This is a genomic window from Rhizobium sp. BK316 (genome assembly GCF_014193695.1).
In the GTDB taxonomy this organism is placed as follows: domain Bacteria; phylum Pseudomonadota; class Alphaproteobacteria; order Rhizobiales; family Rhizobiaceae; genus Rhizobium.
The window spans coordinates 38,898-64,733 of the sequence record NZ_JACHZR010000009.1 but is presented as its reverse complement, the minus strand read 5'-3'; the positions used below and the strand labels follow the sequence as shown (position 1 = coordinate 64,733).

General features: G+C 59.0%; 25 protein-coding genes. 17 read left to right on the top strand and 8 right to left on the bottom strand.

Annotated features, from left to right (window positions below; genetic code table 11):
• Positions 1-62 precede the first annotated feature (62 nt).
• From FHT87_RS29595 to FHT87_RS29585, 3 genes are all read left to right on the top strand, one after another.
• The gene (locus FHT87_RS29595) at positions 63-788 is read left to right on the top strand and encodes a class I SAM-dependent methyltransferase (RefSeq protein WP_183806231.1); all 726 of its coding nucleotides are present in this window, start codon (positions 63-65) and stop codon (positions 786-788) included.
• Between the two features lie 141 nt (positions 789-929).
• The gene (locus tag FHT87_RS29590; protein ID WP_183806229.1) at positions 930-2,852 is read left to right on the top strand and encodes a hypothetical protein; all 1,923 of its coding nucleotides are present in this window, start codon (positions 930-932) and stop codon (positions 2,850-2,852) included.
• A 272-nt stretch (positions 2,853-3,124) separates the two neighbouring features.
• Positions 3,125-3,346 (top strand): hypothetical protein, encoded by a 222-nt coding sequence (locus FHT87_RS29585; RefSeq protein ID WP_183806227.1) that lies wholly within the window; start codon positions 3,125-3,127, stop codon positions 3,344-3,346.
• 45 nt (positions 3,347-3,391) lie between these two features.
• Here FHT87_RS29585 and FHT87_RS29580 read toward each other — a convergent pair whose 3' ends face one another.
• Both FHT87_RS29580 and FHT87_RS29575 read right to left on the bottom strand, forming a co-directional pair.
• Positions 3,392-3,898 (bottom strand): hypothetical protein, encoded by a 507-nt coding sequence (locus tag FHT87_RS29580; protein WP_183806225.1) that lies wholly within the window; start codon positions 3,896-3,898, stop codon positions 3,392-3,394.
• A 52-nt stretch (positions 3,899-3,950) separates the two neighbouring features.
• Entirely contained in the window at positions 3,951-4,355 is a 405-nt protein-coding gene (locus FHT87_RS29575) for a hypothetical protein (RefSeq protein WP_246699690.1), read from the bottom strand.
• 290 nt (positions 4,356-4,645) lie between these two features.
• Here FHT87_RS29575 and FHT87_RS29570 point away from each other — a divergent pair, with 290 nt between their 5' ends.
• On the top strand, positions 4,646-5,779 hold the full coding sequence (locus FHT87_RS29570) for an acyltransferase (protein WP_183806223.1): 1,134 nt from the start codon (positions 4,646-4,648) through the stop codon (positions 5,777-5,779).
• Positions 5,780-6,018: 239 nt separating this feature from the next.
• Positions 6,019-7,098: an acyltransferase gene (locus FHT87_RS29565; RefSeq protein WP_183735783.1), complete on the top strand. Its 1,080-nt coding sequence runs from the start codon at positions 6,019-6,021 to the stop codon at positions 7,096-7,098.
• Positions 7,099-7,178: 80 nt separating this feature from the next.
• Here the strand turns inward: FHT87_RS29565 and FHT87_RS29560 are convergent, their stop codons facing one another.
• Entirely contained in the window at positions 7,179-7,442 is a 264-nt protein-coding gene (locus tag FHT87_RS29560; protein WP_183735782.1) for a KTSC domain-containing protein, read from the bottom strand.
• A gap of 250 nt (positions 7,443-7,692) precedes the next feature.
• On the opposite strand from FHT87_RS29560, the gene FHT87_RS29555 reads away from it, so the two are divergent.
• Together FHT87_RS29555 and FHT87_RS29550 are read left to right on the top strand one after the other, a co-directional pair.
• The gene (locus FHT87_RS29555; RefSeq protein WP_183806221.1) at positions 7,693-8,382 is read left to right on the top strand and encodes a GntR family transcriptional regulator; all 690 of its coding nucleotides are present in this window, start codon (positions 7,693-7,695) and stop codon (positions 8,380-8,382) included.
• Between the two features lie 33 nt (positions 8,383-8,415).
• Entirely contained in the window at positions 8,416-9,090 is a 675-nt protein-coding gene (locus FHT87_RS29550; protein WP_183806219.1) for a GntR family transcriptional regulator, read from the top strand.
• A 302-nt stretch (positions 9,091-9,392) separates the two neighbouring features.
• Here the strand turns inward: FHT87_RS29550 and FHT87_RS29545 are convergent, their stop codons facing one another.
• Complete coding sequence (locus FHT87_RS29545; protein ID WP_183806217.1) at positions 9,393-11,282, bottom strand: sugar phosphate isomerase/epimerase and 4-hydroxyphenylpyruvate domain-containing protein; 1,890 nt, start codon at positions 11,280-11,282, stop codon at positions 9,393-9,395.
• A 236-nt stretch (positions 11,283-11,518) separates the two neighbouring features.
• Here FHT87_RS29545 and FHT87_RS29540 point away from each other — a divergent pair, with 236 nt between their 5' ends.
• The 9 genes from FHT87_RS29540 (at position 11,519) to FHT87_RS29500 (ending at position 19,160) form a co-directional block, all read left to right on the top strand.
• Positions 11,519-12,349, top strand: a complete 831-nt coding sequence (locus FHT87_RS29540; protein ID WP_183736297.1) for a transporter substrate-binding domain-containing protein — start codon at positions 11,519-11,521, stop codon at positions 12,347-12,349.
• Between the two features lie 98 nt (positions 12,350-12,447).
• The gene (gene aroQ, locus FHT87_RS29535; RefSeq protein WP_183806215.1) at positions 12,448-12,900 is read left to right on the top strand and encodes a type II 3-dehydroquinate dehydratase; all 453 of its coding nucleotides are present in this window, start codon (positions 12,448-12,450) and stop codon (positions 12,898-12,900) included.
• Complete coding sequence (locus FHT87_RS29530) at positions 12,897-13,565, top strand: amino acid ABC transporter permease (RefSeq protein ID WP_183736299.1); 669 nt, start codon at positions 12,897-12,899, stop codon at positions 13,563-13,565. The genes aroQ and FHT87_RS29530 overlap by 4 nt, the downstream gene beginning before the upstream one ends.
• A gap of 7 nt (positions 13,566-13,572) precedes the next feature.
• Positions 13,573-14,217, top strand: coding sequence for an amino acid ABC transporter permease (locus tag FHT87_RS29525; RefSeq protein WP_183736300.1), 645 nt, complete (start codon positions 13,573-13,575; stop codon positions 14,215-14,217).
• Positions 14,218-14,297: 80 nt separating this feature from the next.
• Entirely contained in the window at positions 14,298-15,026 is a 729-nt protein-coding gene (locus tag FHT87_RS29520) for an amino acid ABC transporter ATP-binding protein (protein WP_183806420.1), read from the top strand.
• A gap of 18 nt (positions 15,027-15,044) precedes the next feature.
• Positions 15,045-15,902: a ThiF family adenylyltransferase gene (locus tag FHT87_RS29515; RefSeq protein WP_183806213.1), complete on the top strand. Its 858-nt coding sequence runs from the start codon at positions 15,045-15,047 to the stop codon at positions 15,900-15,902.
• A 245-nt stretch (positions 15,903-16,147) separates the two neighbouring features.
• Positions 16,148-16,720, top strand: coding sequence for an SLATT domain-containing protein (locus FHT87_RS29510; RefSeq protein ID WP_183806211.1), 573 nt, complete (start codon positions 16,148-16,150; stop codon positions 16,718-16,720).
• Between the two features lie 15 nt (positions 16,721-16,735).
• Positions 16,736-18,049 carry a reverse transcriptase/maturase family protein gene (locus FHT87_RS29505; protein WP_183806209.1) on the top strand — a complete coding sequence of 438 codons (1,314 nt, stop codon included), beginning with the start codon at positions 16,736-16,738 and terminating at the stop codon, positions 18,047-18,049.
• A 445-nt stretch (positions 18,050-18,494) separates the two neighbouring features.
• Positions 18,495-19,160, top strand: coding sequence for a LysE family translocator (locus FHT87_RS29500; RefSeq protein WP_246699688.1), 666 nt, complete (start codon positions 18,495-18,497; stop codon positions 19,158-19,160).
• A gap of 85 nt (positions 19,161-19,245) precedes the next feature.
• On the opposite strand, the gene FHT87_RS29495 is transcribed toward FHT87_RS29500, so the two are convergent.
• Positions 19,246-19,581, bottom strand: a complete 336-nt coding sequence (locus FHT87_RS29495; protein WP_183806207.1) for a hypothetical protein — start codon at positions 19,579-19,581, stop codon at positions 19,246-19,248.
• A 260-nt stretch (positions 19,582-19,841) separates the two neighbouring features.
• On the opposite strand from FHT87_RS29495, the gene FHT87_RS29490 reads away from it, so the two are divergent.
• Entirely contained in the window at positions 19,842-21,755 is a 1,914-nt protein-coding gene (locus FHT87_RS29490; RefSeq protein WP_183806205.1) for an adenylate/guanylate cyclase domain-containing protein, read from the top strand.
• Positions 21,756-22,768: 1,013 nt separating this feature from the next.
• Here FHT87_RS29490 and FHT87_RS29485 read toward each other — a convergent pair.
• The 3 genes from FHT87_RS29485 to FHT87_RS29475 form a co-directional block, all read right to left on the bottom strand.
• The gene (locus FHT87_RS29485; protein WP_183806203.1) at positions 22,769-24,175 is read right to left on the bottom strand and encodes an adenylate/guanylate cyclase domain-containing protein; all 1,407 of its coding nucleotides are present in this window, start codon (positions 24,173-24,175) and stop codon (positions 22,769-22,771) included.
• Between the two features lie 240 nt (positions 24,176-24,415).
• Positions 24,416-24,847, bottom strand: a complete 432-nt coding sequence (locus FHT87_RS29480; RefSeq protein ID WP_210277935.1) for a cupin domain-containing protein — start codon at positions 24,845-24,847, stop codon at positions 24,416-24,418.
• Positions 24,848-24,937: 90 nt separating this feature from the next.
• Positions 24,938-25,459 (bottom strand): cytochrome P460 family protein, encoded by a 522-nt coding sequence (locus tag FHT87_RS29475; protein ID WP_183736309.1) that lies wholly within the window; start codon positions 25,457-25,459, stop codon positions 24,938-24,940.
• Positions 25,460-25,836 lie beyond the last annotated feature (377 nt).

Sequence of the window (25,836 nt, the reverse complement as noted above, 5' to 3'; positions counted from 1 at the left end):
GCAAAACCGATTGACCAGGAACCTGCCGGTGCTACCGTGGCGCGATCGGGTCGCTGGAGGACATGAACGGATCGCTGGAGGATGTGATGAACTCTTCGAGAATCTGGCTTGGACGACACAACGAGGAATTTGCAAGGAGCTTGCCCGCGGGGTCGATCGTGCTTGATGCGGGAGCCGGAAGCCAGCCCTATAGGCACCTTTTCGACCATTGCATTTACGAGGCCGCCGATTTCGAAATGGTCGACAAGGAATATGCGAAATCCACCTATGTATGCGACCTTTCAAGCATTCCCGTCGCGGAAGCCAGGTTCGATGCCATCGTGCTGAATCAGGTCCTGGAGCATCTGTCGGACCCGGTTGCCGTGCTTCAGGAAATGCACCGCGTCCTCAAAGATGGCGGGACGATGATCTGCTCTGCGCCGCTTTTCTACGAGGAGCATGAGCAACCCTACGACTTCTTCAGATACACGCAGTTTGCGTGGCGCCATCTCCTCGGAAATGCGGGCTTTGAAATCATCAGCCTGGATTGGATGGAGGGATATCTGGGAACGGTGGCCTATCAGATGGAAACGGCTTCGAAACATCTGCCGCGTGGCGCAAAGAATATCGCTCCAGGCGCGCTGGGGGTTGCGGCCGTCCCGCTGCTGGCATCCGTGCGGATCGCATGCAGGCATCTGGCCCGGGTCTTTTATCGTCTCGATGCGCAGCAAAAATATACCCTGTCGGGTTTTCCGAAAAACTACATCGTCGTGGCAAAAAAATCATTTGTCGCCAGGCAAGCCGCTTAGGGACTCCCGCCCTTCATCGAGCTGTGACGTTACGGCCAAACCATCGCCACCATTGCATCCAATGCTGCATCCGGTCGCCTTGTCGCTGATATCTCGGGGCTGACGACCGGCTCGATCACACCTGATGACGGAAGGCTCGCATTGAACGTTACACGCCGCAACCTGATCGTCGGCCTTTCGGCGATATCCGCAGGCAGCATTGCCGCCGCTTTGACGGCGGCCGGCCGGCCGGCGCTCGCCATGCAGATGCCTGCCGGGAATGGTGAAGGGCAGAAAGTGCGCCGCGCCGTCGCCTACGGCACGAACGCGGGTTATCAGAAGGATACATCCGGTTCGACCCAGATGGCCTTCGTTCGGCGCAAGGCGTATTTCCTGCCCTATGACATCAAAGCGGGCGAGCTGATCGAGTTTTCCTTTCCGCTTTGGACGCTGGAGCGTCCGCCGCGCAGTCCGGTTCTCGAGGTCGATCTCGCCGAAGCCTATGATTTCATGCTGTCGATGGAATATCCGTTCAACGACAGTTCGACATCCTCGCCCGATCTTGCCAGCCGCCATCGCTGCCTGAACACCAGGGATAACAAGGCGATCTATTCATATGTTCCGGGCCAGCCGGAGCGCATGATGGTCTTCACGGTGGCAGCCCCGGCCGACATTCCGGCCTTTACGGCAATCGGCGGCATCCTGCTGCATGAATGCGTCGCCGGACGCTCCGGCTCCGTGAAGAACAAGGCCATCAACAGCGTCGTCAATGCCTCGACCTTCATCGGCCGCCGGGACGGTTCGTTCAATTCGACGACCTCGCTGGTGTCCTCCGACCCGACGATGACGCAGACGAAGTTTCACGCCGCCAATGGCAGTCAGACCGGCAATCCCGGAACCATGCTGGTCGGCGCCATCAGGGTCGCCGTTCCCGCAGATGCCGTTGCCATCATGTCGATGGGCAACTCGAAGCTTCAGGGTGCCAACGAGGGCATGGCCGGTTCGGGCACTTTCGGTGATGGCGGCGGCGACCGTTACGGCAATACCGGTTGGGGCACGCGTCTGGCATGCAAGCTTGGCCTCGGTTGCGCCCAGATGTCCAGAGGCGCCGACAGCTATAACTATCAGCTGATCTCCGGTATCGACCGCCGCATGGAATTCGCCGCCTGGTGCAATCCCACACACCTCCTTCCGTGCGATCCTCATAACGATACGACGCAGACCTCGACCCCGGACTGGTCGCAGAAGACCTGGGAAGTCGACGACACCTGCAGGGCGAACGGCAACGCTTATATCGCCGATACCGGCGGCGCCTCCGGCTCCATTACGCCCCACGGCACCGGCAAGGGCATCGTCGACGGCGACATCAGCTGGACCTATATCGGGCCTGACGACATGGCCTCGACCGCCGGCATGTCCCTCGTCGGCAAGATGCGCAAGCTCTTCAGGCAGTACAGGGCTGCGATGCCGCATGTGAAGATCATTCCGCCGACGCTCACGCCCGACACGACGTCGAACGTCAAAGCTTCGGATTATATCTATGACAGTGGTACCGGTGACCTCACCCTGACCATCCCCGACGTTTCAAAACTCGTTGTCGGAAGCAATGTTGGAGTGGCCGGCCTCATTCCGAAGGCCTTCAACACGAGTTGGAAAAACTACGCGCAGATCAGGGCGATCGACGGCAACAGGATCACCGTCAATCTGCCCGCTGGCCTTGCCTCTCCGATCGGCGATGCATCGGTCAACCTCACCTGGAGCGATCCGAGTTATCAGGTCCCCAGGCCCGGTTATGCCGCCCATGCCAGCTTCCGCTCCTGGATCAACCGCTTCCTTCGCACAAACCCGAACGGAGCGCTCGACATGGTCGTCTGCGCGGATGCAGGCAAATGGGGCGAGGCCGGCAACCCGACGACACCGGCAGCAGAAACCGGGGCATGGGCTGCCCTTCCCGTCGACCGCGTCTCTCTTGGCGGCGCTTTCACCTCGGATGGGACGCACGAGACATCCTGGGGCAATGACTACATCGCCACGCAGCTCGCGGCCGATCCGGCGCTCGTGGCGGTATTGCAGGAGGCCGATTAACGCCTCGAACCCCGAGCCACAACGTCCTTTGCGCGTCTGAAAAGACGCGCGGCGTTGTAGTGTGACGTCCGTTATATCTTCTGATGGCTAGCCGGATTAGGTAATGGACGATGAACAAGGTTCAAACTACAGTTCTTCACCTGCCGAGTTTGCAGCACCGGCAGGACGTCAGTGAGGATGGACAACAGGAAAGTCCGTCCTGTGCTTACGGACCGCAACCGATTTGAGAAAGCCGCTGCCCAGGTGAAGGCCTCACCTGTCGACAAGACTCCATGAAACCACGGCATTATCTACTGATGATCTTCGTCGCACCGCCACTCGTGGCGCTCGTGCTCGGACTTGTTTTCGTGATCGTGACATGGCCCAGCGATCAGCGCACGGAACAGCGCGCAGACCCGCGCCCGACCGGAACGATCGGCGTCAAAAAGGGCGACAGGATCGGCAGCCCCGGGGACAGGTTTGCGCCTCCGCGACCAGGCGGCGACATCAAATAGAGTAATTCCAGCAAAAGTGGGAAAGTGCGAACGCCCCCGTCGCCATCAGCGTTGCTTCAGTTCCATCCGGATCCTGTAAAAATTCTCGGCATCGGCCGTCGCCTTCACGTCGCATTGTTTCGTGCCGACTGCCACGGTCGCGATCTCCTTGACATCGGTGGTCAGCCAGATCGGTGCCTCGCGGCTATAGGACCGGCCGGGGAGCGCGCGCCAGTTGGCGAAGAAAATGCCCACCTCCTGCCCGGCCGCATTGAGGAAGCTCGCAACGACGCACACTTGATCGTCATCCTCGGTGTCTTCGTTTCTAAGCGTGATGCGGGATGTGACCGAATTGGTCTTCGGGTCCAAACGGAAGGAAAAGCTGTAATATTGCGGCCGCTTCCAATCCCATTTGTCCTGGACCAGGACGCAATATCCATCCTCGACATCAAGGCATTCCTGCGCGGCGTGGACGCGCCAGACGTAATTCTGCCAGCCGTCCTCATTGGGAACGGGAGAATGATCACTGGTCAACAGCCCTAAGGCGATGGAAAGCTGCTTGAGAGTCGGCATGCCCAATGCTGTCTAAATTTGCTGCATCGCGCAAGGCATCCGCCTGTTCCGGTCAGGATTTCCGCGCCAGCGGCGGCAGGGGAATGAAAGGGTTTTGGGAGTCGTAGCTCATCTTCGGCTTGCTCCGGCCGGCTTTCAGCAATCCCGGCGCGAGATGCCCCTTGGGACCGAAGAGATAAGCGCCTCCCGCGCAGAGATGGGCGAGCGAGCGGTAATCGAAATAGCGGAAGGTGCTGTCGGCAAGGAAGGCAGCTTCATTATAGGCGTTGCCCTTGATATCTGCAAAGCGGGTCTCGGTCATGTAGGCGTAGAGCGCTTTCTTGTCGAGAGATGCACCGCTGCAGAGATTGCTGAGCGTATTTGCGAGCTTCACGACCCTCAAGGTCTGAGCATCAGGGTTTGCAAGCGGCTTCATCGCCTGGGCGAGGTAATAATTCGTCGCCGGATCGCCGGTCATCGATTTCTTCCAGGAGGCCGGCACCTCCTCCGCTATGCTTGAGCCCGCCGAAACAGTCACGGCAATTGCGGCGAGCAGGCAAGATCTGAAGCTGTGAGCCAAAACATCCCCTCCGGCTGAACAATCCAGACTGCCCTGGATTCGCGATCGGAAGCAAGACCGGCATCAGGGGCAGCTTCGGTGCTGCAGCGCAATAAAAGACTTGTATCCGCACCCCAAACTATGGTCAAATTCGCTGATTTCTACGAGCAAACAGTGAAATTCCCTAACCCCCAGTAGAGGAATTGCGTGTGACGAGCGTTAGCAACGGCGGTCGTGTCGACTGCCTTGACGGATTGCGCGGCCTGGCCGCTCTTTGGGTACTGGTTGGCCATGCTCATCTTCTGACCGGATTTTCGGTGCCTGTCATTGGCGATCCGGATCTCGGCGTCGATCTCTTCATCATGCTGTCGGGCTTCCTGATGGTCTTTCACTATCAGCGCAGAAAAGAGCGGGAGCCCTGGGAAGCGAGCAGCACCTGGATCACCTTCTGGGTCAGGCGTTACTTCCGAATTGCGCCGCTCTATTACGTGATGCTCGTTGCGGCCCTGACGCTCGGCCCCTTCATTTACGATGCCCGCATGGTCATCGACGGCTTCAACGGCGTGGAGCCGCAGTTGGCCAGCCGTTATCTCGACAGCAGCCTGACCAACTATCTGGCGCATGTGACCTTCCTCTACGGCTTCAGCCCCGAATATGCTTTCAGGACCGCGCTGCCGGACTGGAGTATCGGTCTTGAAATGCAATTTTATGCCGCCCTGCCCTTCATCATTATCGTTGTCGGCCGCATCGGCTGGATCAAGGGCATTGTCGGCGCTTCGTTTGCCGGTATCGTGATTTCCTATGCCTTGAACCGGCTCGGCATTTCCTTTCCGATGCCGACCTTCCTACCGCTCAAGATGCATATTTTTGCCGCCGGCATGCTGCTGGCCGGCGCCTTGTGGACCGACAGGATTCGGGCCTTCCAATTTGCGACGATCGCCATGGTGCTCGTTCTGGCGCCGCTCGGCGGCGGAAAGGACCTGCTGCACCAGTCCGTGCGGATTTCGCTCGTCCTGATCTTCTTCGCTTTCATCCATACGCACCGCCTGCCTGAAACTCCGGCAAAGCTTCTAAGGCCGATCGGTGCATGGCTGGGTAACGGCTTTTTCCATAGTCTGGGCGAACTGTCTTTCGGCGCCTACCTGATCCATCTCATGGTCATGCAGCCGGTCATCGCCTACCTGATCAAGGCGACTGATGTCTCCGATCCGGTGCGCTGGGCACTCTCCCTCGTCATCACGGTGCCGATCGTCTACGGTCTCGCCTGGGTCGGTTACAACCTGATCGAAATGCCCGGCCAGAATGTCGGCCGAGGCCTGACCAAGCCCCGCGCCTCCGTCTAGGTAAAGCGCCCCCTGGGTCTCATCGGCATCGTCATCCGCAGGATGGCGGTGCCGATCTCGCTTGGCTGCTGAGGCGGGAGGCCGGTTTTGCACAGGCCCCGACGACTTGGTGGCAATCGCGCCACGCAAGTGCAGCAATCGTGCAACGCAAGTGCAGCAATCGACGATCTGTCGAAGATTCCGGTTCCAGCCCATGTATTCTCCATGTATTCACAGGCAGAGAGCGCCTGAGGATATCAATGGCAAAAAGAGCTGAAATACGCGCGCTGACCGGATTCCGCGGTATCGCTGCGTTAATTGTTGCCCTCTACCATTTTTCCCGCGGTTTTGGCGGCGAGCCGGTCTTTTCGATGGGTCCGGGCTATGCTGCCGTCGACGCATTCTTCGTTCTGAGCGGATATGTGCTCGCCTATAACTATGCGTCTACATTCTCACGCCGCTTCGACAAGGCAGAGTACTGGGATTTCCTCATAAAGCGTGTCTGCCGGATATATCCGGCTTACGTTGCCATCCTGCTTGTTGCGACGGCAAAACTCAGCCTGAACTTCAGTGGCGCAGAGCATGCCAGCCTTGATGGGTGGGATGCGTTCTGCAACATATTCATGCTGACCGGCTGGGGATTGCACGCAACTCCCATTATGGGTGTCTCCTGGTCGGTGAGCGCGGAGCTGTTCTGCTATCTGCTGTTTCCGCTGATTGCACTTCTGACGGCGCGGGAAACCTTCTTCCTCGGCTTTGTCGTCGTCGCCGCTTTGGCTGCGATAACAGGGATGTCGCAGTTGGGCCTCGGCATCGAAGGGCCGATGGACATCGTCTCGTCGGATCATTCCTTTGCCCTGGCACGAGCGCTGTGCGGCTTCACGCTCGGCGTCGTCGGCTATGCGCTGGCTGAGAAAGCAAAATTCGGCCTGATGACGGTGGTAAATTACAGCCTGCCGGTCGCGCTCGTCGCCCTGGCAGCGAGCTGGTACATGGACCATACGGATCTCGTCAATTACGTGCTGATCGTCCTGGTCGTGTGGCTGATCGCTCAAGGGTCAAAACTCGGCGAAACCGTATTCGGCAATCGCCCGGTCTACTTCCTCGGCGAGATATCCTACTCGCTTTATCTGATCCATCCGCTGCTCGTCCCGTTCTTCGCCAAGCTGGCGAGGCGGCTTTTGCCGACACTGGGCGTCGAGGCCGGATTTGCCGCAGCCTTGTGCGCTTACCTGTTGCTGGCGATTGGTCTTTCCTACGGCACCTATCTTGCATTCGAGCTTTGGGGCAAGCGCGTCATGCTGCGCGCGCTTCTTCCCAAGCGCCGCGCAGCCGCCTGAATCCCTTCTCGGCGGCCGGTTCAGACGCTGTGGGCCGCGCGGTGCAACGGCTGTGTGCGCAGAGCCGCCGCAACCCTGACTTATGAAAACTCGCCGCGGCGGTTGAAAAACAATCGGAATTTCTGGGAGAGTGGTCCGGATTCACCCTGGATCGAGCGTGGAAACACATCCCGGATATGGCGCGTATAATACCAGCCAGGTGATGCCGCCGTGATCAGGTTTTCGTAGATCACCGGCGGCACGTTGAAATACCTGCGATTGCCCTTGAGGCGAATCTCGATGTCGAGGACCCCGGTCGACGGGTCGTAGGCAACGGATTTCACGAGTTTTGACGAGAGTTCCATTGTTGCTCCTATGCTGCACCGCACAATGGAAACATTCCTGATAAAATAGTCAAGCATTTGTAAGGTTTCGGGACACATTACCTCACAAGCCTTGCCTTAGGTGAATGCCGCTCTAACAGGATTGATCCGGCAGACGACCGCTTTGCAGCATTTTGCCACACCAGCCGATTATCCGCCGATTCCATTCCCCATTGAATCCACCCGAGTTCTCCCGCTATATAGGAGAAAACGCAAAATCTCGGAGAGACTCATGCGGCAGGACGATATCGAGGAAACTGTCGCCGAGAGCGGTTACAGGCAGATCAGGGCCGATATCATCTTCGGGCGGCTTGCGCCCGGACAGAAGCTGAAACTGGAAAATCTCAAAGGCACCTATGAGACCAGCGTCAGCACCCTGCGCGAAATCCTCAACCGGCTGACCTCGGAAGGGCTTGTCGTCGCCGAAGGGCAGCGGGGTTTTGAGGTGGCGGGGGTTTCCGTCGCCGATCTGCGCGAGATTGCTGCACTTCGCCTGCTCCTGGAAGAACATGCGCTGGAGCAATCCTTCGAGCAGGGCGATGTGGAATGGGAGGCGCAGCTCGTCTCGGCCCATTACAAGCTGGCGCGCATGGAAAAGGTCATGGCATCGGGCGATACCAGCCAGGCGGAGGACTGGAAGCGCTATGACTGGGAGTTCCACCAGGCACTGATTGCCGCCTGCGGCTCGCGGCTCCTGATGGAAACGCATTCGGCCGTTTTCGACAAATATCTGCGCTACCAGATGGTGGCGCTCTCCTATCGCGGCGGCGTGGCCGAAGAGGAGCATAAGCAGCTGCTGGAAGCGGCCCTGCAGCGCGACAGCAAGACGGCGAAGACGATCCTGCAGCGCCATATCGAGGGCGGTGTCGAACATGCGCTCGGCAAGGGCCTGCTCTCGGCCCCGGCGAAGCAGGCGAAATAGACCATGGCTGGCCCGCGCAAGACAGAAAAACTGATGCTCAAGACCACGGCCGAAGCCTCCGAAACCATCAGCGACGTCGTCTTCCGGCAGATCCGGAAGGATATCATTTCGGGTGCGCTGGCGCCGGGCGCCAAGATCAAGCTGGAGCAGGCCAAGGAACATTATTCGATCAGCGTCTCGTCGCTGCGCGAGATCCTCAGCCGGCTTGCGATGGAAAACCTCGTGCTTGCCGAGGGACAGCGCGGCTTCGAGGTGAGCCCTGCATCACGCAAGGAGCTGGAGGAGCTTGCCGATTTGAGGACCGTGCTCGAAACCCACGCGATCGGCCTCTCTTTTGCCGCCGGAAACCTGGAATGGGAAGGCCGCATCGTCGCCGCCCATCACAAGCTTGCGGCGGCCGAGAGGAAGCTGCTCGCGGGGGACGCCTCGCGCACCGTCGACTGGGTGCGCTATGACTGGGAATTTCATCAGGCGATCGTCTCGGCCTGCAATTCGGCGACGCTGATGGCGACGCTGTCTTCGGTGTTCGACCGGTTTTTGCGGTATCATATGTTGGCGCGGAGTTTTCGCGGGCAAGCGGTGGTGGATGATCACAAGCTGCTGTTCGAGCTGGCGCTGAAGCGCGATGTGGAAGGTGCGAGGGCGGTTATTCGGCGGCATGTGCAGAGTGGGGTGGCGCATGTGCTGACGAGTGGGCGGATTGGGTGAAGGCGGCTGGCATGCCCTTCTAAGCCGGAGACATTCGCTACCGTTTTCGGCGCTTATCGATGCTGGATTACGGCATGCACGGCGCCCAGAGAAAACCCCTCCCCAACCCCTCCCCACAAGGGGGAGGGACTAACTTGAGGCACCCGCCTCACTCATCCCGCAATGTCGAAGATCCAGAAGGTGGGTGCGGCAGTTTAAGCCCCTCCCACCTGTGGGGAGGGGTTGGGGAGGGGTTTTTGCACGGACGACAGACCGGGCTTCTACCCGACGCCCTCGCCTCATCCCCTCGAACCAACCCCACTTCACCCCGCATCCCTCGGAATCCCCTCCGGCCGCATCTGCTTCTTCAGCGCCGCAATCCTAAAAATCGCATTCGGCGCCCCATAGCCGCGATAGCTCCGCCGCTCCACCACCTCAAAGAAAAACCCCTCCCCATAGGTCCCGCTGTAGAGCTGGAAATATTCCCCCTCGCCATCGCGGTCATAGAGAATGTTCTCCGCCTTCAGCCTCTCGGTCAGCTCCGGGTCCAGCCCGAAGCGGGCTTCGACGTCATCGTAATAGTTCGGCGAGATCGGCAGCGGCCTGAAACCTTTGGCGCGCAGGCGTTCGGCGGTTGCGAAGATATCCTTGGTCGAAAACGCCAGGTGCTGGATACCGGAGCCGAACTTCTCCGCGATGAAATGGCCGGCAAGCGTGCGGCGGTTTTCCGCACCGTTCATGGTAATGCGCAGCGTGCCCGCCTCGTTTTCGATCACCTGGCTGCGCACCACGCCGGCGGGATCGATGATATCGACGACAGGGGTTTTGCGGGTTTCGAAGATCGAGGTGTAGAAGAGCAGCCAGGTCAGCATCTCGTCATAGGAGACGGTCTGGGCGATATGGTCGATCTGCAGCAGGCCCGCATCTGGGGCCTTGTCCGCTGCCGCCACCGGCTCGAAATCGATCTCGGAGAAACGGCCGAGCGGGCTCTTCTCGTCGATGAGATAGATCAGCCCGCCGCCGACGCCGCGAATGGCCGGCAGCTGCAGTTCGCCTTCGGCCACGGCCTGGGTGAAGGGTTCGGCATCGAGTGCCAGCGCGCGGGCATAGGCCTCAGCGGCATCGTCCACCACCAGCGCCATCGCATAGGCGAAGGTGCCGTGCACGGCATAGGCTGCATTGGCAAAGCCTTCGGGATCGACATTGATGATGATCTTGATATCGCCTTGCTGGAACAGCGTCACCTTCTTGGAGCGATGCACCGCGACCTTGCGGAAACCGAGCGCTTCAAGAATGCCGACGAGCTCCACCGCCTCCTCGTCATCGGTGGCGAATTCGATGAAGCCGACGCCTTTGACGGCGGCTCGCGCAGGCATTTCCACACCGATCGGCGTCTCCACCTTGCGGCGGATCTGGTCGGCGAGATAGATCAGCGAGCGGTGGCCGTCTGCGGCAATCGCCCGTGTCGAGCCGCCGCGGAACTGGTCGTTGAAGATCTCCAGCGAGAAGAAGCCGTCATAACCGGTCGAGGCGACGGCCTCGGTAAACTCGGTGACGGGCAGATCGCCCTCGCCCGGCATGTTGCGGAAATGCCTGGACCAGTAGAGCAGGTCCATATCGATCAGCGGCGCATCGGCGAGCTGCACGATGAAGATCTTTTCCTTCGGGATCGAGCGGATGGAATTGATGTCGATCTTGCGTGACAGCGAATGGAAACTGTCGAGGATCAGCCCGACATTCTCGTGATCGGCGCGGCGCACGATTTCCCAGGCATCGCGATGGTCATTGACGAAGCGGCCCCAGGCCAGCGCCTCGTAGCCCACCTTCAGCCCGCGTTTTGCCGCCCGTTCGCCGAGCTCGCGGAAGTCGGCCGCCGCCCGGTCGATGCCGCCGAGGGCTGCCTGCGAGACATTGGAGCAGACGAGCACCATGTCCGTGCCGAGCTCCTGCATGATGTCGAACTTGCGCTCGGCGCGGTCGAAGGTGCGGCTGCGCAGACTGTCCGGCATGCCCTCGAAATCGCGGAAGGGCTGGAAGAGCGTGATGGCGAGGCCGAAATCCCGCGCCATCTTCCCCACATCGGCGGGGCTGCCATCGAAGGCCAGGAAGTCGTTTTCGAAAATCTCCACGCCGTCAAAGCCGGCCCGCGCAATCGCTTCCAGCTTTTCCGGCAGCTCGCCCGAGATCGTCACAGTCGCAATCGAGGTCTTCATATCAGGCAATCCTCCTCGTTCGGGCCGCCATCGGCTGAGGCCGACGACCCTCCTGACGGCATTATGGCGAATGTCGTGAGGATTTCAATTCAATTGACCAAATGAAAAGTCTCATATGATTTTCAAAAACTATGTTGATTTATGGCTTCCCCTCTGGCAAACATTGTTGCGAACAGTCGGGAGAGGATGACTGTGGGGCCGTTTTTGACGGCCATGCAAAAAGGAGGAGAATTCCAATGCTGAAGTCTTTGCTGACGCGGCGTGGCGCCATGCTGGGTGCTGCCGCTCTCGTGGCCGCCATCGGGCTTGCAAACCCGGCTGCCGCCGTCACCCCCGAAGAAATCAAGGCCCGCGGCAAGCTGATCGTCGGCATCCAGGGCGACAACCCGCCATGGGGCTTCGTCACCAGCGCCGGCAAGCAGGATGGCCTGGATGCCGATATCGCCACACTCTATGCCAAGGAACTCGGCGTCGACGTGGAATTCGTGCCGCTGGAAGTGAACAACCGCATTCCGGCGCTGACGACCGGCCGTGTCGACGTGCTCTTCGCCACCATGGCCATGCTGCCGGATCGCGCCAAGGCCGTGCAGTTTTCAAAACCCTATGTCGCCAATGCCATCGTGCTGATCGGCGCCAAATCCGCCTCGATCAAGACCAATGAGGATATGGCGAACCTGACGATCGGCGTCGCCAAAGGTGCTGCTCAGGACACGCAGGTCACGAAGAACGCGCCGCCGACCGCCACGATCCGCCGTTTCGATGGTGACGCGGCAAGCGTCCAGGCGCTCGCCTCCGGCCAGGTGCAGGCGCTCGGCGGCAACATCTTCTACATGGACCGCGTCGAAAAGGCCCGCCCCGGCGAATTCGAAAACAAGCTGGAATTCCAGAAGCTCTATAACGGCGCCTGCACGCGGCTGGGCGAAAAGGAAATCAACGCCTCGATCAACACGTTCATCGACAAGATCAAGGCCAATGGCGAGCTGAAGAAGATCTACGACAAGTGGATGAAGGTGCCGGTTCCGGAATTCCCGGAAAAGCTGGAAGGCATTCCGTTTACGGCGGGCTGAGCGAAACGCCCTGAAAATCCGGATACCGGGGCGGGCATTTCGATGCCCGTCCACGCCATCCCTATGCCTGAAGCCCTGCCCCGTTTGAGGTGCGCGACATGACCAGAACCATCTTCGTCCTCAACGGACCGAACCTGAACCTGCTCGGCGAGCGCGAGCCCACCATCTACGGCTCCACGACGCTTGCCGATATCAGGCAGATGTGCCTCGCGAGAGCAAAGACGCTCGGCTTCGAAATCGACTTCCGCCAGACGAATTTCGAGGGCGAGCTGGTGGAAAGCATCCATCAGGCCCGCAAGCAGGCCTGCGGCATCATCATCAATCCCGCCGCCTACACCTTCACCTCGATTGCCCTGCTCGATGCGTTGAAAACCTTCGATCCGCCGAAGATCGAGCTGCATATTTCCAATGTCCATGCCCGCGAGGAGATCTACCATAAGTCCCTCGTCTCGCGCATCGCCACCGCCATCATGATCGGTTTTGGCGCCCGCGGTTACGAGCTGGCGATTGAGGCTATGGCCGGCATGGTGGGAGCGGCGAAAGCGGCATGAATTATCAACTGGATTTCACGCCCGTCATCGACGGGTTGCCGAGCCTGCTGCTCGGCTGTCTCGGCACCTTCCTGCTGGCGCTCTGCGGCATGGTGCTCGCCGTCGTCATCGGCGTCGGCGGCGTAGCGCTGAGGGATTCGCATATCAAGGCGGTGCGCTGGCTGGTGATCGGCTTTGTCGAGCTCATCCGCAACACACCCTTCCTGGTGCAGATCTTCTTTCTCTTCTTCGCCCTGCCGCTGATCGGCATTCGCCTCGACCCGACGCCGACGGCAATCATCGCGCTCGGCATCAATGGCGGCGCCTATGCGATCGAGATCATCAGGGGCGGCGTGCAATCCATCCCCAAGGGGCAGATGGAAGCGGGCCTGGCGCTCGGCCTGCACAAGGTCCAGGTGTTCCGGCTGATCATCCTCAAGCCGGCGCTGCGCGCGATCTACCCGTCGCTGACCAGCCAGTTCGTGCTGCTGACGCTCTCGACCAGCATCTGCTCGGCCATCTCGGCCTATGAACTGACATCGGTCGCGCAGCGCATCGAATCCGACAGCTTCCGCAGCTTCGAGGTCTATTTCACCGTGACCGTGTTCTACCTCGTCATTTCCTGGCTGATGATGCGCCTCTTCGCGCTCTTCTCGGCCCGCTATTTCACCTATCCGGTCAAGTGAGGGCACCATGGGCAGCGAAGAATTCATCTTCCTTCTGATCGGCCTGAAATGGACCGTGCTTCTCTCCGCCGTCGGCTTCGTCTGCGGCTGCATTGCCGGGCTTTGCGTGGCGCTCGCGCGCACTTCCGGCATGCCGTGGCTGGAGCGGCTGACCTCGGCCTATATCGCCGTCTTCCAGGGCACGCCGCTGCTCATGCAGCTCTTCGTCACCTACTATGGGCTGGCGCTGATCGGCTTCAAGCTCGATGCCTGGGAAGCGGTGGCGATCGGCCTGACGCTGCATGCCAGCGCCTATCTCGGCGAGATCTGGCGCGGCTCCATCGAGGCCGTGCCGCGCGGCCAGACGGAGGCGGCAAAGGCGCTCAGCCTCAGATATGTCTCGCGCATGAAGGATGTGATCCTGCCGCAGGCGATCCGCATCTCGCTGCCGGCAACGATCGGCTTCCTGGTGCAGCTCATCAAGGGCACGTCGCTCGCCTCCATCGTCGGTTTCACGGAGCTGACGCGCGCCGGCAACATCGTCTCCAACCAGATCTTCCAGCCGCTGACCGTCTTCGGCATCGTCGGCATCCTCTATTTCCTAATGTGCTGCCCGCTGACGATCATCGGCGCGCGACTGGAGCGGCGCTTCAACGCCGCCCATGCACGATGACGCACATTGCGATCGGAACCAACACCATGACCACAGCAACAGCAACAGCACCCGCTCTCAACGCCGCCACCGGCGAAACCATGATCACCATGAGCCATGTGGAGAAATGGTACGGCGCCTTCCAGGCCCTGCACGATATCAATATCGAGGTGCACAAAGGCGAGCGCATCGTGCTCTGCGGCCCCTCCGGCAGCGGAAAATCGACGCTCATCCGCTGCATCAACCATCTGGAGACCTACGAGAAGGGCGAGATCCGCGTCGGCGGCATCCTGCTCGGCAACCAGGCCAAGGCGATCGATGCGATCAGGCGCGAAGTCGGCATGGTCTTCCAGCAATTCAACCTCTTCCCGCATCTGACGGTGCTGGAAAACTGCATGCTGGCGCCGATGCGTGCCCTCGGCGTGCCCAGGGCCGAAGCCGAAGAGCGCGCCCGCACGCTGCTCGCCCGCGTCAAAATCTCCGAACAGGCGGCCAAATATCCGGTGCAGCTTTCCGGCGGCCAGCAGCAGCGCGTGGCGATTGCGCGGGCGCTCTGCATGCGCCCCAAGGTGATGCTCTTCGACGAACCGACCTCGGCGCTCGATCCCGAGATGGTCAAGGAAGTGCTGGATACGATGATCAGCCTTGCCGAGGAAGGCATGACAATGATCTGCGTGACGCATGAAATGGGCTTTGCCCGCCAGGTCGCCAACCGGGTGATCTTCATGGCAAGCGGCGCGATCGTGGAAGAAGCCGCCCCGGCGGAATTCTTCACCAATCCGCGCCATGAGCGCACCCGCAAATTCCTCGGCGAAATCCTGCGTAATTAGGATCGGAAGGACGCTTTCATGCCCGAACCGTCGCGCACACGCCCGCTCGAAATTAGCGGCACCACACGGCTGATCGCCCATCTCGGCTACCCGACGGAGAGCTTCAAGGCGCCGCTGATTTACAACCCCTATTTCAAGGAACAGGGCATCGACGCCGTCGTCGTGCCGATGGGCTGCAAGCCCAGGGATTACCCCGATTTCCTGAGGCTGGTCTTCCGCCTGTCAAACATCCACGGGGCGCTGATCACCATGCCCCACAAGATCACCACGATGGGCCTGCTCGACGAGATCTCCACCAACGCCCGCGTCGCCGGCTCCTGCAACGCCGTCAAGCTCGGCGCCGACGGCCGCCTGATCGGCGACATGTTCGACGGCGAAGGTTTCGTGCGCGGCCTCAAGCGCAAGGGCCAGACGATCGCGGGCGCCAGCGCCCTCATGGTCGGCGCCGGCGGCGTCGGCTCGGCCATCGCAGCATCGCTGGCCAGCGCCGGCCTCACCCACCTCGCCCTCCACGACGACAACGAGGCGGCGCTGGACGGCCTGAAGACCCGCCTCAACACCTACTATCCGGAAATGCAGGTCACGACCGGCGGAAACGACCCGGAGGGATTCGACATCGTCATCAACGCCACGCCGCTCGGCATGCGCAAGGATGATCCGCTGCCGCTGGATGTGACGCGATTGTCGCCGGCAGCTTTCGTGGGCGAAGTGGTGATGAAGGAGGAGATCACGCCGTTTCTGGCGGCGGCACGGGAGAGAGGCTGCCGGTATCAGGTGGGGACGGATATGCTGTTCGAGCAGATACCGGCATACCTGGAGTTTTTTGGGTTTGCGACGACGACCGCGGAGCATTTGAGAAGCGTGGCGCGGTTGTAGCGTGGTGGGCGGCGCAGACGCTTCGCGAGCCAACTTAGAGAAAATCGCCGGAATACGCCTCACAGTTGAAAATAAGTAAGACTTCGAATAAGTATACTGATCGGTGCGGGCGGAGTGGATAAAACCACTGGCTCAGTTGGGTCACGGTCATACAGCAAGGCTTGTCCTTGGCGTCTGCTACATTCCTTCGTGAGTGTTTAGTTGCTTCGAGATATTGCGCCCGCACCACCACTCGTGGGGGGAATATGCACGCAACTACCGGGTCAACTATAAACGACACTATCTGGATTACCTCGAGAGTAAGAATGATCTCTGAGAGAAAGGCTCTTAGAAATCAAAATGTATCATTTCTTGCTGTTACATATTACTCGCTGTTCTCAGTGATCCTATCAATATTTGCCGACTTTTACAGCGAACCTTACCCGGTTCTCGACAAGATCAATCTTTCAGCTTCGGTCGTAGTGCTTGTTGCTTCTCTCGTAGCTGCAGGATTTCGTCTTGAGGCACGGGCAAGCGCATTTCGAGAATGCTATCTCAAGCTCCAGAGTCTCTACGATGAAGAGCTACCTGAATCTGACAAGAAGAAAAAGTATAGGGAAATCATGATGGATTTCCCTAATCATTCGCCGCGAGACTATACCGACCTGCTAGTCAACCACATCATGCTGGAGGGAAAGACTCTTTCTAGCGGAACAAAAACGCTTGTTTATACAACAGCGATGGCTATCTCATTTTTTGCTCGTGCCACGCTATACTGGATGCTGCTAGCACTCCTTTTCCTTGGCCCAGTAATATTTTTACTCTGGCCGTTTGCCTGACGAGTTATAGATCAGATGACCGCAAAGCAAATTTTTGACGATCAGTTTTCGGCGGCTAATCTAAAATCCATTTTCCTTGATCGCGTTTCCCAATCCGGGACTGTCGGCAGAGACGGCGTTCATCCCAGCGCGTTCGAAGGAAATCTTGATCGTGAGATCGCACTGATTAGAAAGAACGTTCTCAACGAAAAATATCGTTTTACAACTTATAAACAGCGGCTGATTTTGAAAGGTGCTGGCAAAGCTCCTCGCGAAATTTCAATAGCTGGGGTAAGAGATCGTGTTTGTCTAAGAGCGCTCAACAACGCTCTATCTACGATTTTTACAGACGCTAAACCTGCCTTGGCACACCAGTATATTTCGGAGATAAAAGAGTACATAAAACCGCTTTCAGATGATTATTCCTTTGTTCAGTTAGACGTCCAGAATTTTTTCCCGAGCCTTCTACACGATCAGCTGCTTAAGCGACTTCGAAGCAAAACTCGATACCATAAGCTCCTGCACTTGTTGCTGTCAGCTATTCGAACACCTACGGGAACCGCTGACGTAAATGGGTGCGGAGTGCCCCAAGGACTGAGTATCTCGAACATATTGTCGTCGATCTATATGTCCCCGATTGATATCGAGGCGCACGAGAAATACGAATACTATCGGTATGTCGACGACATCCTGATCATCTGTAGAACCGAAAATGCGCAGGCGAACCTGAGATTCATGATCAGGCGGCTGGCGAAAATCGGCCTAACATGTCACGAGCCAACGCCTGGCAGCAAAACAAAAATCGAAACTCTCTCTACGGGCGTGGATTACCTAGGTTATCATCTGACGCCTGCTAAGGTTTCGATCCGCAAGAGTTCGTATCGCAATATCATGGAAGCATTGGTCTCAGTCACCACTGCCGCAAAATACAAGCCTTCCGACCGACGGCAGATGCGCCGTTTGAACCTTAAGATCACCGGCTGCTTCGTGAACGGCAAGAGATATGGCGCAATGTTCTATTTCTCGATGACAGACGATATCGGTCAGCTGAAGAGACTGGATCGCTTCGTTGATCGGCTCTGGAAGAAGGCCGATTTTACGAAATATGGAAAGGCAAAGACATTTGTAAAAACATTTCACGAGATAAAATATAATCTCGCGACTACAAAATATATCCCGCGCTTCGATGACTACACGGTTGATCAAATGATGCAATTCATTGCCGACCTAGAAGCAAGAGACATCGATGAAATAAAGAATTGGACCGAAGAAAAAGTAAGAAAAACCTTCAAAAAACATGTCAAGCGCGAAATCAGCGATCTGCAGAAAGATATGAGCCCGATGAGTTGAAACAACGCCTTAGAAGTACCGTTGCTTCGCCTTCGCGCTCGGCCTCTCCATTGCTCATGGTGGGGAGCGCTTTCCTGAATTTGCACCCATCGATACAGAGGATCGAATTATCTCACTTCAGAGGCATCTAAGGTGAACAGCACCAGATTAATTCGGCCTGGAAAATCATAGCGCTCAATTAGGTCGAGCGCATCATTCGCCCCCACAACCATGTATTCAAAAAAAGAGTTTGCTCGGCTTCGCTCAATTGCTTTTCGGTAATGATTTTTATCGGTCCTGAATGAAGCAGCCGACTGTCAAACGATAGAAATAATCGCACTGCGAAGCCATCCCGACACGCTTGGCCTCGGTGGCCACAGCCGCCAATACCTCCGTGTCATGCCCATTCGAAGGCTTCGATTGACGCTGCGTTCGCCCGGCTTGCGCTGGTTCAGCCGCCTTGCCCATGCTAACAGCAGTCAAACAACGGAGCTCGGTCGCGACATTGCTGTCACTCGATATCATCATCACCTTCGCTGCCGCCGCCACCATCCTGTGCTGGGTGCCAGGCCCCGATAATCTCTTTGTGCTGATGCAGTCGGCGATCTATGGTCCCGTCGTCGGCCTCTGCGTGACGATTGGGCTTTGCGTCGGTCTCGTCTTTCACACGGTCGCCGTGTCGCTCGGCGTTGCCGCCATTTTCCAGACGTCGCAACTTGCGTTCGACGCCTTGAAGTTCGTTGGTGCCGCCTATCTGGTCTATCTTGCCTACAAATCCTTTCGGGCGCGGCCGGATCGGCTCGATGAGGGCACGACCAAGGTGAAGCCGATGTGGCAGATGGTGCTGCGCGGTGTCGTCATGAATGTCACGAACCCGAAGGTCGCCATTTTCTTTCTGGCGTTTCTTCCGCAATTCACCTCGCCCGCCAGCGGCAGCATCGTGCTGCAGATGCTGGAGCTTGGAGGCATATTCATCCTCTGTGCACTTGCTTCGTTCTCGGTCATTTCGCTGCTCGCCGGCTCGATCAGCAAGTGGCTGAGGCGGTCGGACAAAAGCCAGGTCATCCTCAATCGCATTGCCGGTTTCGTGTTCGTCGGGCTTGCCCTGAAACTGGCAACCGCACATCGGTGAAACAGGCAGTGATGGCTCACCAGAGGAGTGGCTGAGCCGACGACAGCTTGCGCCGACGGCCTGGCCCCAGCTCTCGGCCCCGTGCCTAGAGCTTGCACCCCTTCGACAACGCAGCACTCTCCATCGCCGACACTTTCCCCTTCGACACCGCGACCTCGCCTTCCTTATCTCCGCCTGCCACACTCCCAATCGGCACCCCGACCAGAAACACGCCGAAAGCATCCCCATTGGCCGCCGAGATCTGCTGCTTCGACAGGTCGTCGAGCTTCTTCTTTTCCTTGGCATGTTCGCTGGCGATCTGCGGGCAGCTGAGATTGGTATAGGCCTGCATCGGGATGTCGGCCTGGACGATGGCGTCAGGTCTTTTCGCGCAAGCGGTGAGTGCTGCGGCAAGGGCCGCGGCGAGAATGAATTTTTTCATCAGATAACCCCAGTTAGCAGGCGATCTCTAGCATTGCCGCCCGCCTGGCGCGAGTAACGCGCAAGAACAACCACAGAAGAATTCTTCGGGTGTTGCCGGTGGTCTCTTGTCGGCGGTGCAGGCCTGCTCGCATGACTGCCTTGTGCAAGCCCTCAAAAAGCGGTTAGCTGCGGCCGCTGGGTACGCTCATTCCTGCACGGCCGGACAAGTATTGAGATGAAACGCGTGCTGAAACGCGCCCGCATTCCGGGGGAAATCTCGTGCTCTGGTCCAAACCCTTAAGGCTGCATCTCGGCGTCCTGGTCATCGCATCGCTGCTTTGCACGTCGATGCCGATCATCTGGCTGGCCTTCAGCCGCGGAAGCGACGCTGCGGTCAGCGCCGGCGTGCAGCAGATGCGCGGGATGAGCCTGCGGCTGATCGAGGGATATCGCAATACGCTGCAGGGCGGCACGGAGGCGGTGGCGCTGGCAGCCACCCTGCCGCAGCTCGCCTCCCCGCCGCCTCAGGATATCGAGGCCAAGCAGCAATTCTTTCTGGAGGTTCTGCGAAACGTCCCCAATGCGACCAGCATCTACACCGGTTATCCCGATGGCTCGTATCTGCAGGTCATCAACGCAGCAAGGCAGGATGTTCGCCGGACGCTCGCAGCACCTGACGGGACGGCCTTCGCGATCAGGACGATCGCCGAGAGACAAAGCCCCGATGTCATCTCGACGCTTCGGTTTCTCGACAGCGAGGCAAGACCGATCGGCGAGCGGGACGTCGACTCCGCATCCTTCGATCCGCGCCAGCGCCCGTGGTATCAATCCGTCGTTCAGGACGGCGTGCCGGTGTCCGTCGGACCCTATGTTGCAGGCACGCTCAAGGTTCCGACGCTGACGATCGCAGCACCGATGCGGGACAATATCAAGGTGGTCGTCGGCATCAACATCCACCTGCAGACCGTCAGCCGCCTGCTCGACGCGCGCCAGATTTCGCCGCGTGCCCGCGCCTATATCATCGACGCCGGCGATGATCTCGTCGCCCATTCCGACCCTGATATCATGAGCAGGATCATCGAAATATGGTCGAGAGCATCAGGTACCTTCGACTCAACGGCAAACGGCTTCGACACAAGCGTCGAAACCGTGGCAAGGCTCAGGCGCGATCCCGCCTTTGCCAATGGCGGCCTGGCCCGCGTCGAGCTCGATGGCGAAGCCTATCTCGTGCAGATCGCCCCCGTCGGCGTGTCCGGCCTGTTCCAGGGAAGTGCCGCCGCAATCGTCGTGCCGATGGAGGACCTGGTGGCCGAGGCCAACCGGCTGCTCCTCCACAATCTGCTGATTGCGAGCGCCTTCCTGATCGCCGGTGTCGCCGCTTCGGTCACCCTGTCGCGCATGGTCAGTCGCTCTCTCAATCGGCTTGCCGAAGAGGCCCGCCGGATCGGCGATCTCGATTTCGGCGAAAAGCCTGTGGCCCATTCCTGGATCACCGAGATCAACACGCTGGCGACTGCGCTCGCCGCCAGCCGCCACGCCATCAGCCAGTTTGCCCTCTATGTGCCGCGCGAAGTCGTGAGGCGCATCGTCAATCCCGGAGGGCAAGCGGTGGTCAAGGCCAGGCGCCAGGACGTGACCGTGCTCTTCACCGATATCAGGGATTTCACCACCATATCCGAACAGCATTCGCCCGAAGACGTGGTCGATACGCTGTCGGCCTATTTCGAGATCCTGAACACAACAGCCGAACGCAATGGCGGCACAGTCGTGCAATATCTCGGCGACTCCATCTTCGTCATGTGGAACGCCCCCGTCGAAGATGTTGATCATGCCGAACACGGCTGTCGCTGCGCGCTCGCCATGAAAGCCGCGATCGATGAACTGAATGAGGAAAACAGAGAGAATGGCCGCCCCGAACTCGTCACCCGCTTCGGCCTCCACACCGGCCCCGCCGTCGTCGGCAGTTTCGGCGCAATCTCGCGCCAGCAATACACGGCGATGGGCGACACGATCAACGTCGCCTCGCGGCTGGAAGGGCTGAACAAGCAATACGATACGTCGATCCTGGTGAGTGCGGCCATCCGCGACGCGGTAGGCGAACGGTTCGAGCTGCGGCCGCTGGGCCTGGTGCAGCTCAAGGGGCGGGCTGAGAGGGTGGATCTATGGGAGCTGGTTGGGGAGAGCGGCGGGTAGACTGGCCGCCGCAACCGACGTCCATGCTGTGGGGCAACGCTCGGCTTGAGCGGAACCTGCACGAAAAAGCCGCCAAGGGGTGTTGGCGGCTGATCAGGAGAAAGGGTCGAAAAGGGTGCTCCGACTCTGAAAAAGACACCCTTTTCGCGCTGATCCTGGAGTCATCAGCGGAACAAAAACTAGCGGCCGGATCGCCAGCTTCAATCGGACTAAAGTCCCACCCTCCTGCCCTTTTTTGCCAGCCCGCGGATGGTGAGCGACCTCTCAGCGCAAACCGCTCGAACTCGCATGACATCAAAGCGCAGACGCCCCCCTGGCGACAGCGCAAATATCCTCACCTGCCGACCGGTGCCCTGTGAAAAATGACGAGTTCTGTCATTCCACTCATACAGTCCTATATCTTCAACACCGGAGCAGACCACCGCACACCGGGCACCTCCCGCAAATGGTGTCGCAATGACATATGAAGCCGACATGGTGATAGTGTGGGATCAGGTCTCACGAGGAGTAGCGATTGTCTTTCGGGGTAAGCCACACTATCTGGACGGGCCTTTCTCGGACAGAAGGAGCGGGATACGTGCTGCAGAATGGTACTGCGCCCGATTGGGATGGCGTGACGCAAAGCTTAAACGACTTCCGGTACCTGCCCCCATCATCATTTGAGCGAGAACGAATACGCGCACGGTCTGCTCGCTTAGGCTTGGTCAAATCATAGGTATCGTCACAACAAGGACGCCAATGAGCGCAGCTGTAAGCACCGATGTTTCGATCAGAAAGATTGCGATTTGCCTTCCCGTCAGGCCAGGAAAAAATTGCTGCATGATTTGCCTCTTCTTAAAAAAATTTATTCTACAAGCGCACCGTATCATTGTTTGGCGCCAAATATTTTTTTATTTTCGAAAATACTAAAGTTTTTAGCGTTCGACCCGGCAAACGTTTGGTTGCCGCTCGCGAACCGGACCGACGACGCGGCGAGGCTTTTCACTGCGATGGCATGTCATTGCGCAGCCCCCTCACGACAGCGCAAAAATCCGCACTTCCCGCCCGATGCCATGAAGCTCCTCCATCCGCGACACCGAGCTGATGCCGCCGTCGCGCAATATTTCCGTGACCTGCTCGTTGCCGACCACCGCTTCCGTCGTCAGGATCACATGCGGTTCGGCGAGCTCCTGCACACGCGAGGCGATATTGACGGTCTGGCCGAAATAGTCCTGCCGGTCGTTCATATTGACAGCGAGGCATGGTCCCTCATGGATGCCGATCTTCAGGAGGAGATCCTCGCTGCCGCGTTCGGCGTTCAGCTGCAGCATCGCTTCGCGCATCCGAAGTGCTGCCGCCACCGCGCGGTCCGGGCTCGGGAAGGTCGCCATCACGGCGTCGCCGATGGTTTTCACGACTGCGCCGGCCTCGGCCGCGACGATCTCGTGCAGAACCCTGAAATGCGTGCGCACCAGATCGAAGGCCGAGAGATCGCCGACACGCTCGTAAAGGGCGGTCGAGCCCCTGAGGTCGGTGAAGAGGAAGGTCAGGCTGGTGATCTTCAGGCGCTGGTCGACATCGAGCGTATCGGTCCGGTAGATGTCGCGAAAATTCTGGTTCGTCAAAAGCCGCTTGGCCGTCAGGAAGGGTCGCCTGTGGCCCAATATGTCGTGCAGCTCGTCTCCCGCGACGCAGACATTCGGCAGCACCCTGCGATCGGTGTGGTTTTCCAGCGTCAGCCGCAGCGGGCCGGGGCGCAGGACAAGCGTCTCGTTCGCCGCATGGCCTTGGCCGAGGACCATCGACAGGTTCTGTCGCTCCTCCGTCGGCTCGCCCTGCACGTCGATGAACTGCGCCGAATGCGTCACCGCATCGAAGATGATGACGAATTGCGCCGGCAGCTGCAACGAGACGAGCGCTCGCTCGCCCGGCTCCAGCTCAACCTCCTCCAGAAGGACGTGCGAGAACCTTTCTTCGAGATTGTCAGGCAGGTCGACGCCGGTGCTGAAAAAGATCTGGCGGTAATATTCGAGCGAAGGCAACCGGTCGGGGTCGTGGGCGGCGATCTTGCGCACGCGCGGACTGACCGTGAAGGACACCTCGACCATTTCATCGAGGGTCGGCTCGTAACCGGCCGCGCAGAGCGCGCAATGATAGCATTCCCGATCGACAGTTTTCAGGGTGGCACCACTGTCGAGCACGCCGCCGCATCCGGGGCAAAGCACGTTCCAGGTCATCTCGAACGCCCCGATGCGGGCAGCATGGAGAAAGGCCGCGATCACCTTCTCTTCATCGAGATGATGCGCCCCGGCGAAGGCCAGCGCATTGATGCGGTTGAGTTCTCGATCGGCGCCATGCCTGACGACATTTTCGATGCAGTCGACCGTCTCGGGGTCGGCCGCCTGTCGCAGGGCCGAAAAAAGCACGTCCATTTCACTCATCGGACAAGCCTCTGTGCACGCAACGCCACGGCTGACGAGGCCGCCGGCAACGAAGGATTATATCACGGAATCCGCCGATATCGTGCATCAATGGGGACAACGCCGGATCGAAGGCTGTTTTTTGATCCGCAGTTGCCATGGGATGCTCCCCATACAAGCAATACGGGGATAATCGATCGGCGGCCGATCAGAGAGGGACGATGCGGATAATCAAGCTTCCCCACAACGTGAGCCGAGCCCCTATTTCCGGATCGGTCCGAAGTTCTGGTCGGGGTAATGGATCGTTTCCTCACCCGGCCGGCGTGAGCCGACAGCCAGGAAGCTGCCCGGCTGGTCCGACCGGTTCCGTATGTGATGTCCGTTTGGCTCACCCGCCGGAAAGGCGGCGAACATGCCGGGAGTCAGCTCATGAAGACCATTATCGTCGAGCAATGTCAGTGTGCCTTCGAGCACGTATATGAATTCGTCCTCAACCGCGTGCCAGTGGCGGAGTGACGACCACGCTCCCGGTTCAAGCCGCACGTGATTGACGCCGAACTGTGTCAGCAAGAGTGGTTTCGCCAACCTCAATTCAGCCATACCGGCGAAGCGCTCGGGCATAATCTGGCCCTCATAGCTGGGGCTCGGCGTGCGCGGTGCCGTCGCAAGACTACCTATGCGGCTCTCGGACATTGCTCTGGTCTCCGGTGAGTAAATCCTCCACTGCACGGTGGACAGTTATTTAATCTCTTCGTTGACGCGGGAAAAGGCACGATACGCCTCTCAGGGTGCGTACCGGCTGAACACGAAGTCGCGGTCCTTGACGACCGTGTGACAGGCAAAGCAGGCTTCGGGCATTGCCGTAGCGGAGGGTTTGCCGTCATCGAATTCGACATAACCCCAGCCGCCGGTCGAGGCGAACTTCTTTGCATCCTTGACCATGAACTGCACGCCGTTCTTGGGCAATCCCGCGACAAAGGACTGGGGAGCGCCGAAGGCTGCTTTGCTTTCCTCCAGCGGGTGATAATCCCAGGCAAGGCGTCCGATGATGGTGCCGTCGGGATAGGTAGCGGCCCCCTCCCGGAAGGCCGTGATCGCAATGTCGTTGCCCAGGACAGCTCTGATATCGTCGAGCTTGCCCTCCTCATGCGCCACAGTGATCAGCCGCCAGTCGCGGTAACCGGCGGGCAGTGTCGTCAGGGCCGGCGCGCGCGCGGCGTCAGCCTCCCCGGATGCTGTGGCATCGTAACCGATCAGGCCTGTCACCAGACCGGCCGCCAAGGACACCGTGATAATCTGCTTCATCGAAAGAACTCTCCTGCCATTAGAGCGCCGTGCGTCCATTCGGACGCACTAAGGACGCTCTAACTCTTGAATCTACGCATCAGGCTTTCCGAAAACCGTATCCGATTTTCGGGCCGATGCTGTAAGCGACGAAGCGATCCTCGCAGATATTCCGGCAGGCGAAATCATACTTTGATATGGTGGACACTGTCCCGTGACGGACCCTACAGGCCCCGCCGAGCCGGAAAGGGTCATCCTCTACCAGGGGCGGCCCGCCATCGTGCTTGCCGTCAACAAAAGCGGACACGCAGGGCTTCGGCGGTTCGAAATCCCTTCCCCCGAAAGCGCAATCCGCAACCGGCTCCGTCACCCCTTTTCGCCCTTTGTAGCGGGCAGAA

Excerpts from the sequence above, each read along its gene's own strand:
- FHT87_RS29595 (WP_183806231.1), top strand. The coding sequence starts at position 63 with ATGAACGGATCGCTGGAGGATGTGATGAACTCTTCGAGAATCTGGCTT.
- FHT87_RS29585 (WP_183806227.1), top strand. The coding sequence starts at position 3,125 with ATGAAACCACGGCATTATCTACTGATGATCTTCGTCGCACCGCCACTC.
- FHT87_RS29580 (WP_183806225.1), bottom strand. The coding sequence starts at position 3,898 with ATGCCGACTCTCAAGCAGCTTTCCATCGCCTTAGGGCTGTTGACCAGT.
- FHT87_RS29575 (WP_246699690.1), bottom strand. The coding sequence starts at position 4,355 with ATGACCGGCGATCCGGCGACGAATTATTACCTCGCCCAGGCGATGAAG.
- FHT87_RS29565 (WP_183735783.1), top strand. The coding sequence starts at position 6,019 with ATGGCAAAAAGAGCTGAAATACGCGCGCTGACCGGATTCCGCGGTATC.
- FHT87_RS29560 (WP_183735782.1), bottom strand. The coding sequence starts at position 7,442 with ATGGAACTCTCGTCAAAACTCGTGAAATCCGTTGCCTACGACCCGTCG.
- FHT87_RS29555 (WP_183806221.1), top strand. The coding sequence starts at position 7,693 with ATGCGGCAGGACGATATCGAGGAAACTGTCGCCGAGAGCGGTTACAGG.
- FHT87_RS29550 (WP_183806219.1), top strand. The coding sequence starts at position 8,416 with ATGCTCAAGACCACGGCCGAAGCCTCCGAAACCATCAGCGACGTCGTC.
- FHT87_RS29545 (WP_183806217.1), bottom strand. The coding sequence starts at position 11,282 with ATGAAGACCTCGATTGCGACTGTGACGATCTCGGGCGAGCTGCCGGAA.
- FHT87_RS29540 (WP_183736297.1), top strand. The coding sequence starts at position 11,519 with ATGCTGAAGTCTTTGCTGACGCGGCGTGGCGCCATGCTGGGTGCTGCC.
- aroQ (WP_183806215.1), top strand. The coding sequence starts at position 12,448 with ATGACCAGAACCATCTTCGTCCTCAACGGACCGAACCTGAACCTGCTC.
- FHT87_RS29530 (WP_183736299.1), top strand. The coding sequence starts at position 12,897 with ATGAATTATCAACTGGATTTCACGCCCGTCATCGACGGGTTGCCGAGC.
- FHT87_RS29525 (WP_183736300.1), top strand. The coding sequence starts at position 13,573 with ATGGGCAGCGAAGAATTCATCTTCCTTCTGATCGGCCTGAAATGGACC.
- FHT87_RS29520 (WP_183806420.1), top strand. The coding sequence starts at position 14,298 with ATGATCACCATGAGCCATGTGGAGAAATGGTACGGCGCCTTCCAGGCC.
- FHT87_RS29515 (WP_183806213.1), top strand. The coding sequence starts at position 15,045 with ATGCCCGAACCGTCGCGCACACGCCCGCTCGAAATTAGCGGCACCACA.
- FHT87_RS29510 (WP_183806211.1), top strand. The coding sequence starts at position 16,148 with ATGCACGCAACTACCGGGTCAACTATAAACGACACTATCTGGATTACC.
- FHT87_RS29505 (WP_183806209.1), top strand. The coding sequence starts at position 16,736 with ATGACCGCAAAGCAAATTTTTGACGATCAGTTTTCGGCGGCTAATCTA.
- FHT87_RS29500 (WP_246699688.1), top strand. The coding sequence starts at position 18,495 with ATGCTAACAGCAGTCAAACAACGGAGCTCGGTCGCGACATTGCTGTCA.
- FHT87_RS29495 (WP_183806207.1), bottom strand. The coding sequence starts at position 19,581 with ATGAAAAAATTCATTCTCGCCGCGGCCCTTGCCGCAGCACTCACCGCT.
- FHT87_RS29485 (WP_183806203.1), bottom strand. The coding sequence starts at position 24,175 with ATGAGTGAAATGGACGTGCTTTTTTCGGCCCTGCGACAGGCGGCCGAC.
- FHT87_RS29480 (WP_210277935.1), bottom strand. The coding sequence starts at position 24,847 with ATGTCCGAGAGCCGCATAGGTAGTCTTGCGACGGCACCGCGCACGCCG.
- FHT87_RS29475 (WP_183736309.1), bottom strand. The coding sequence starts at position 25,459 with ATGAAGCAGATTATCACGGTGTCCTTGGCGGCCGGTCTGGTGACAGGC.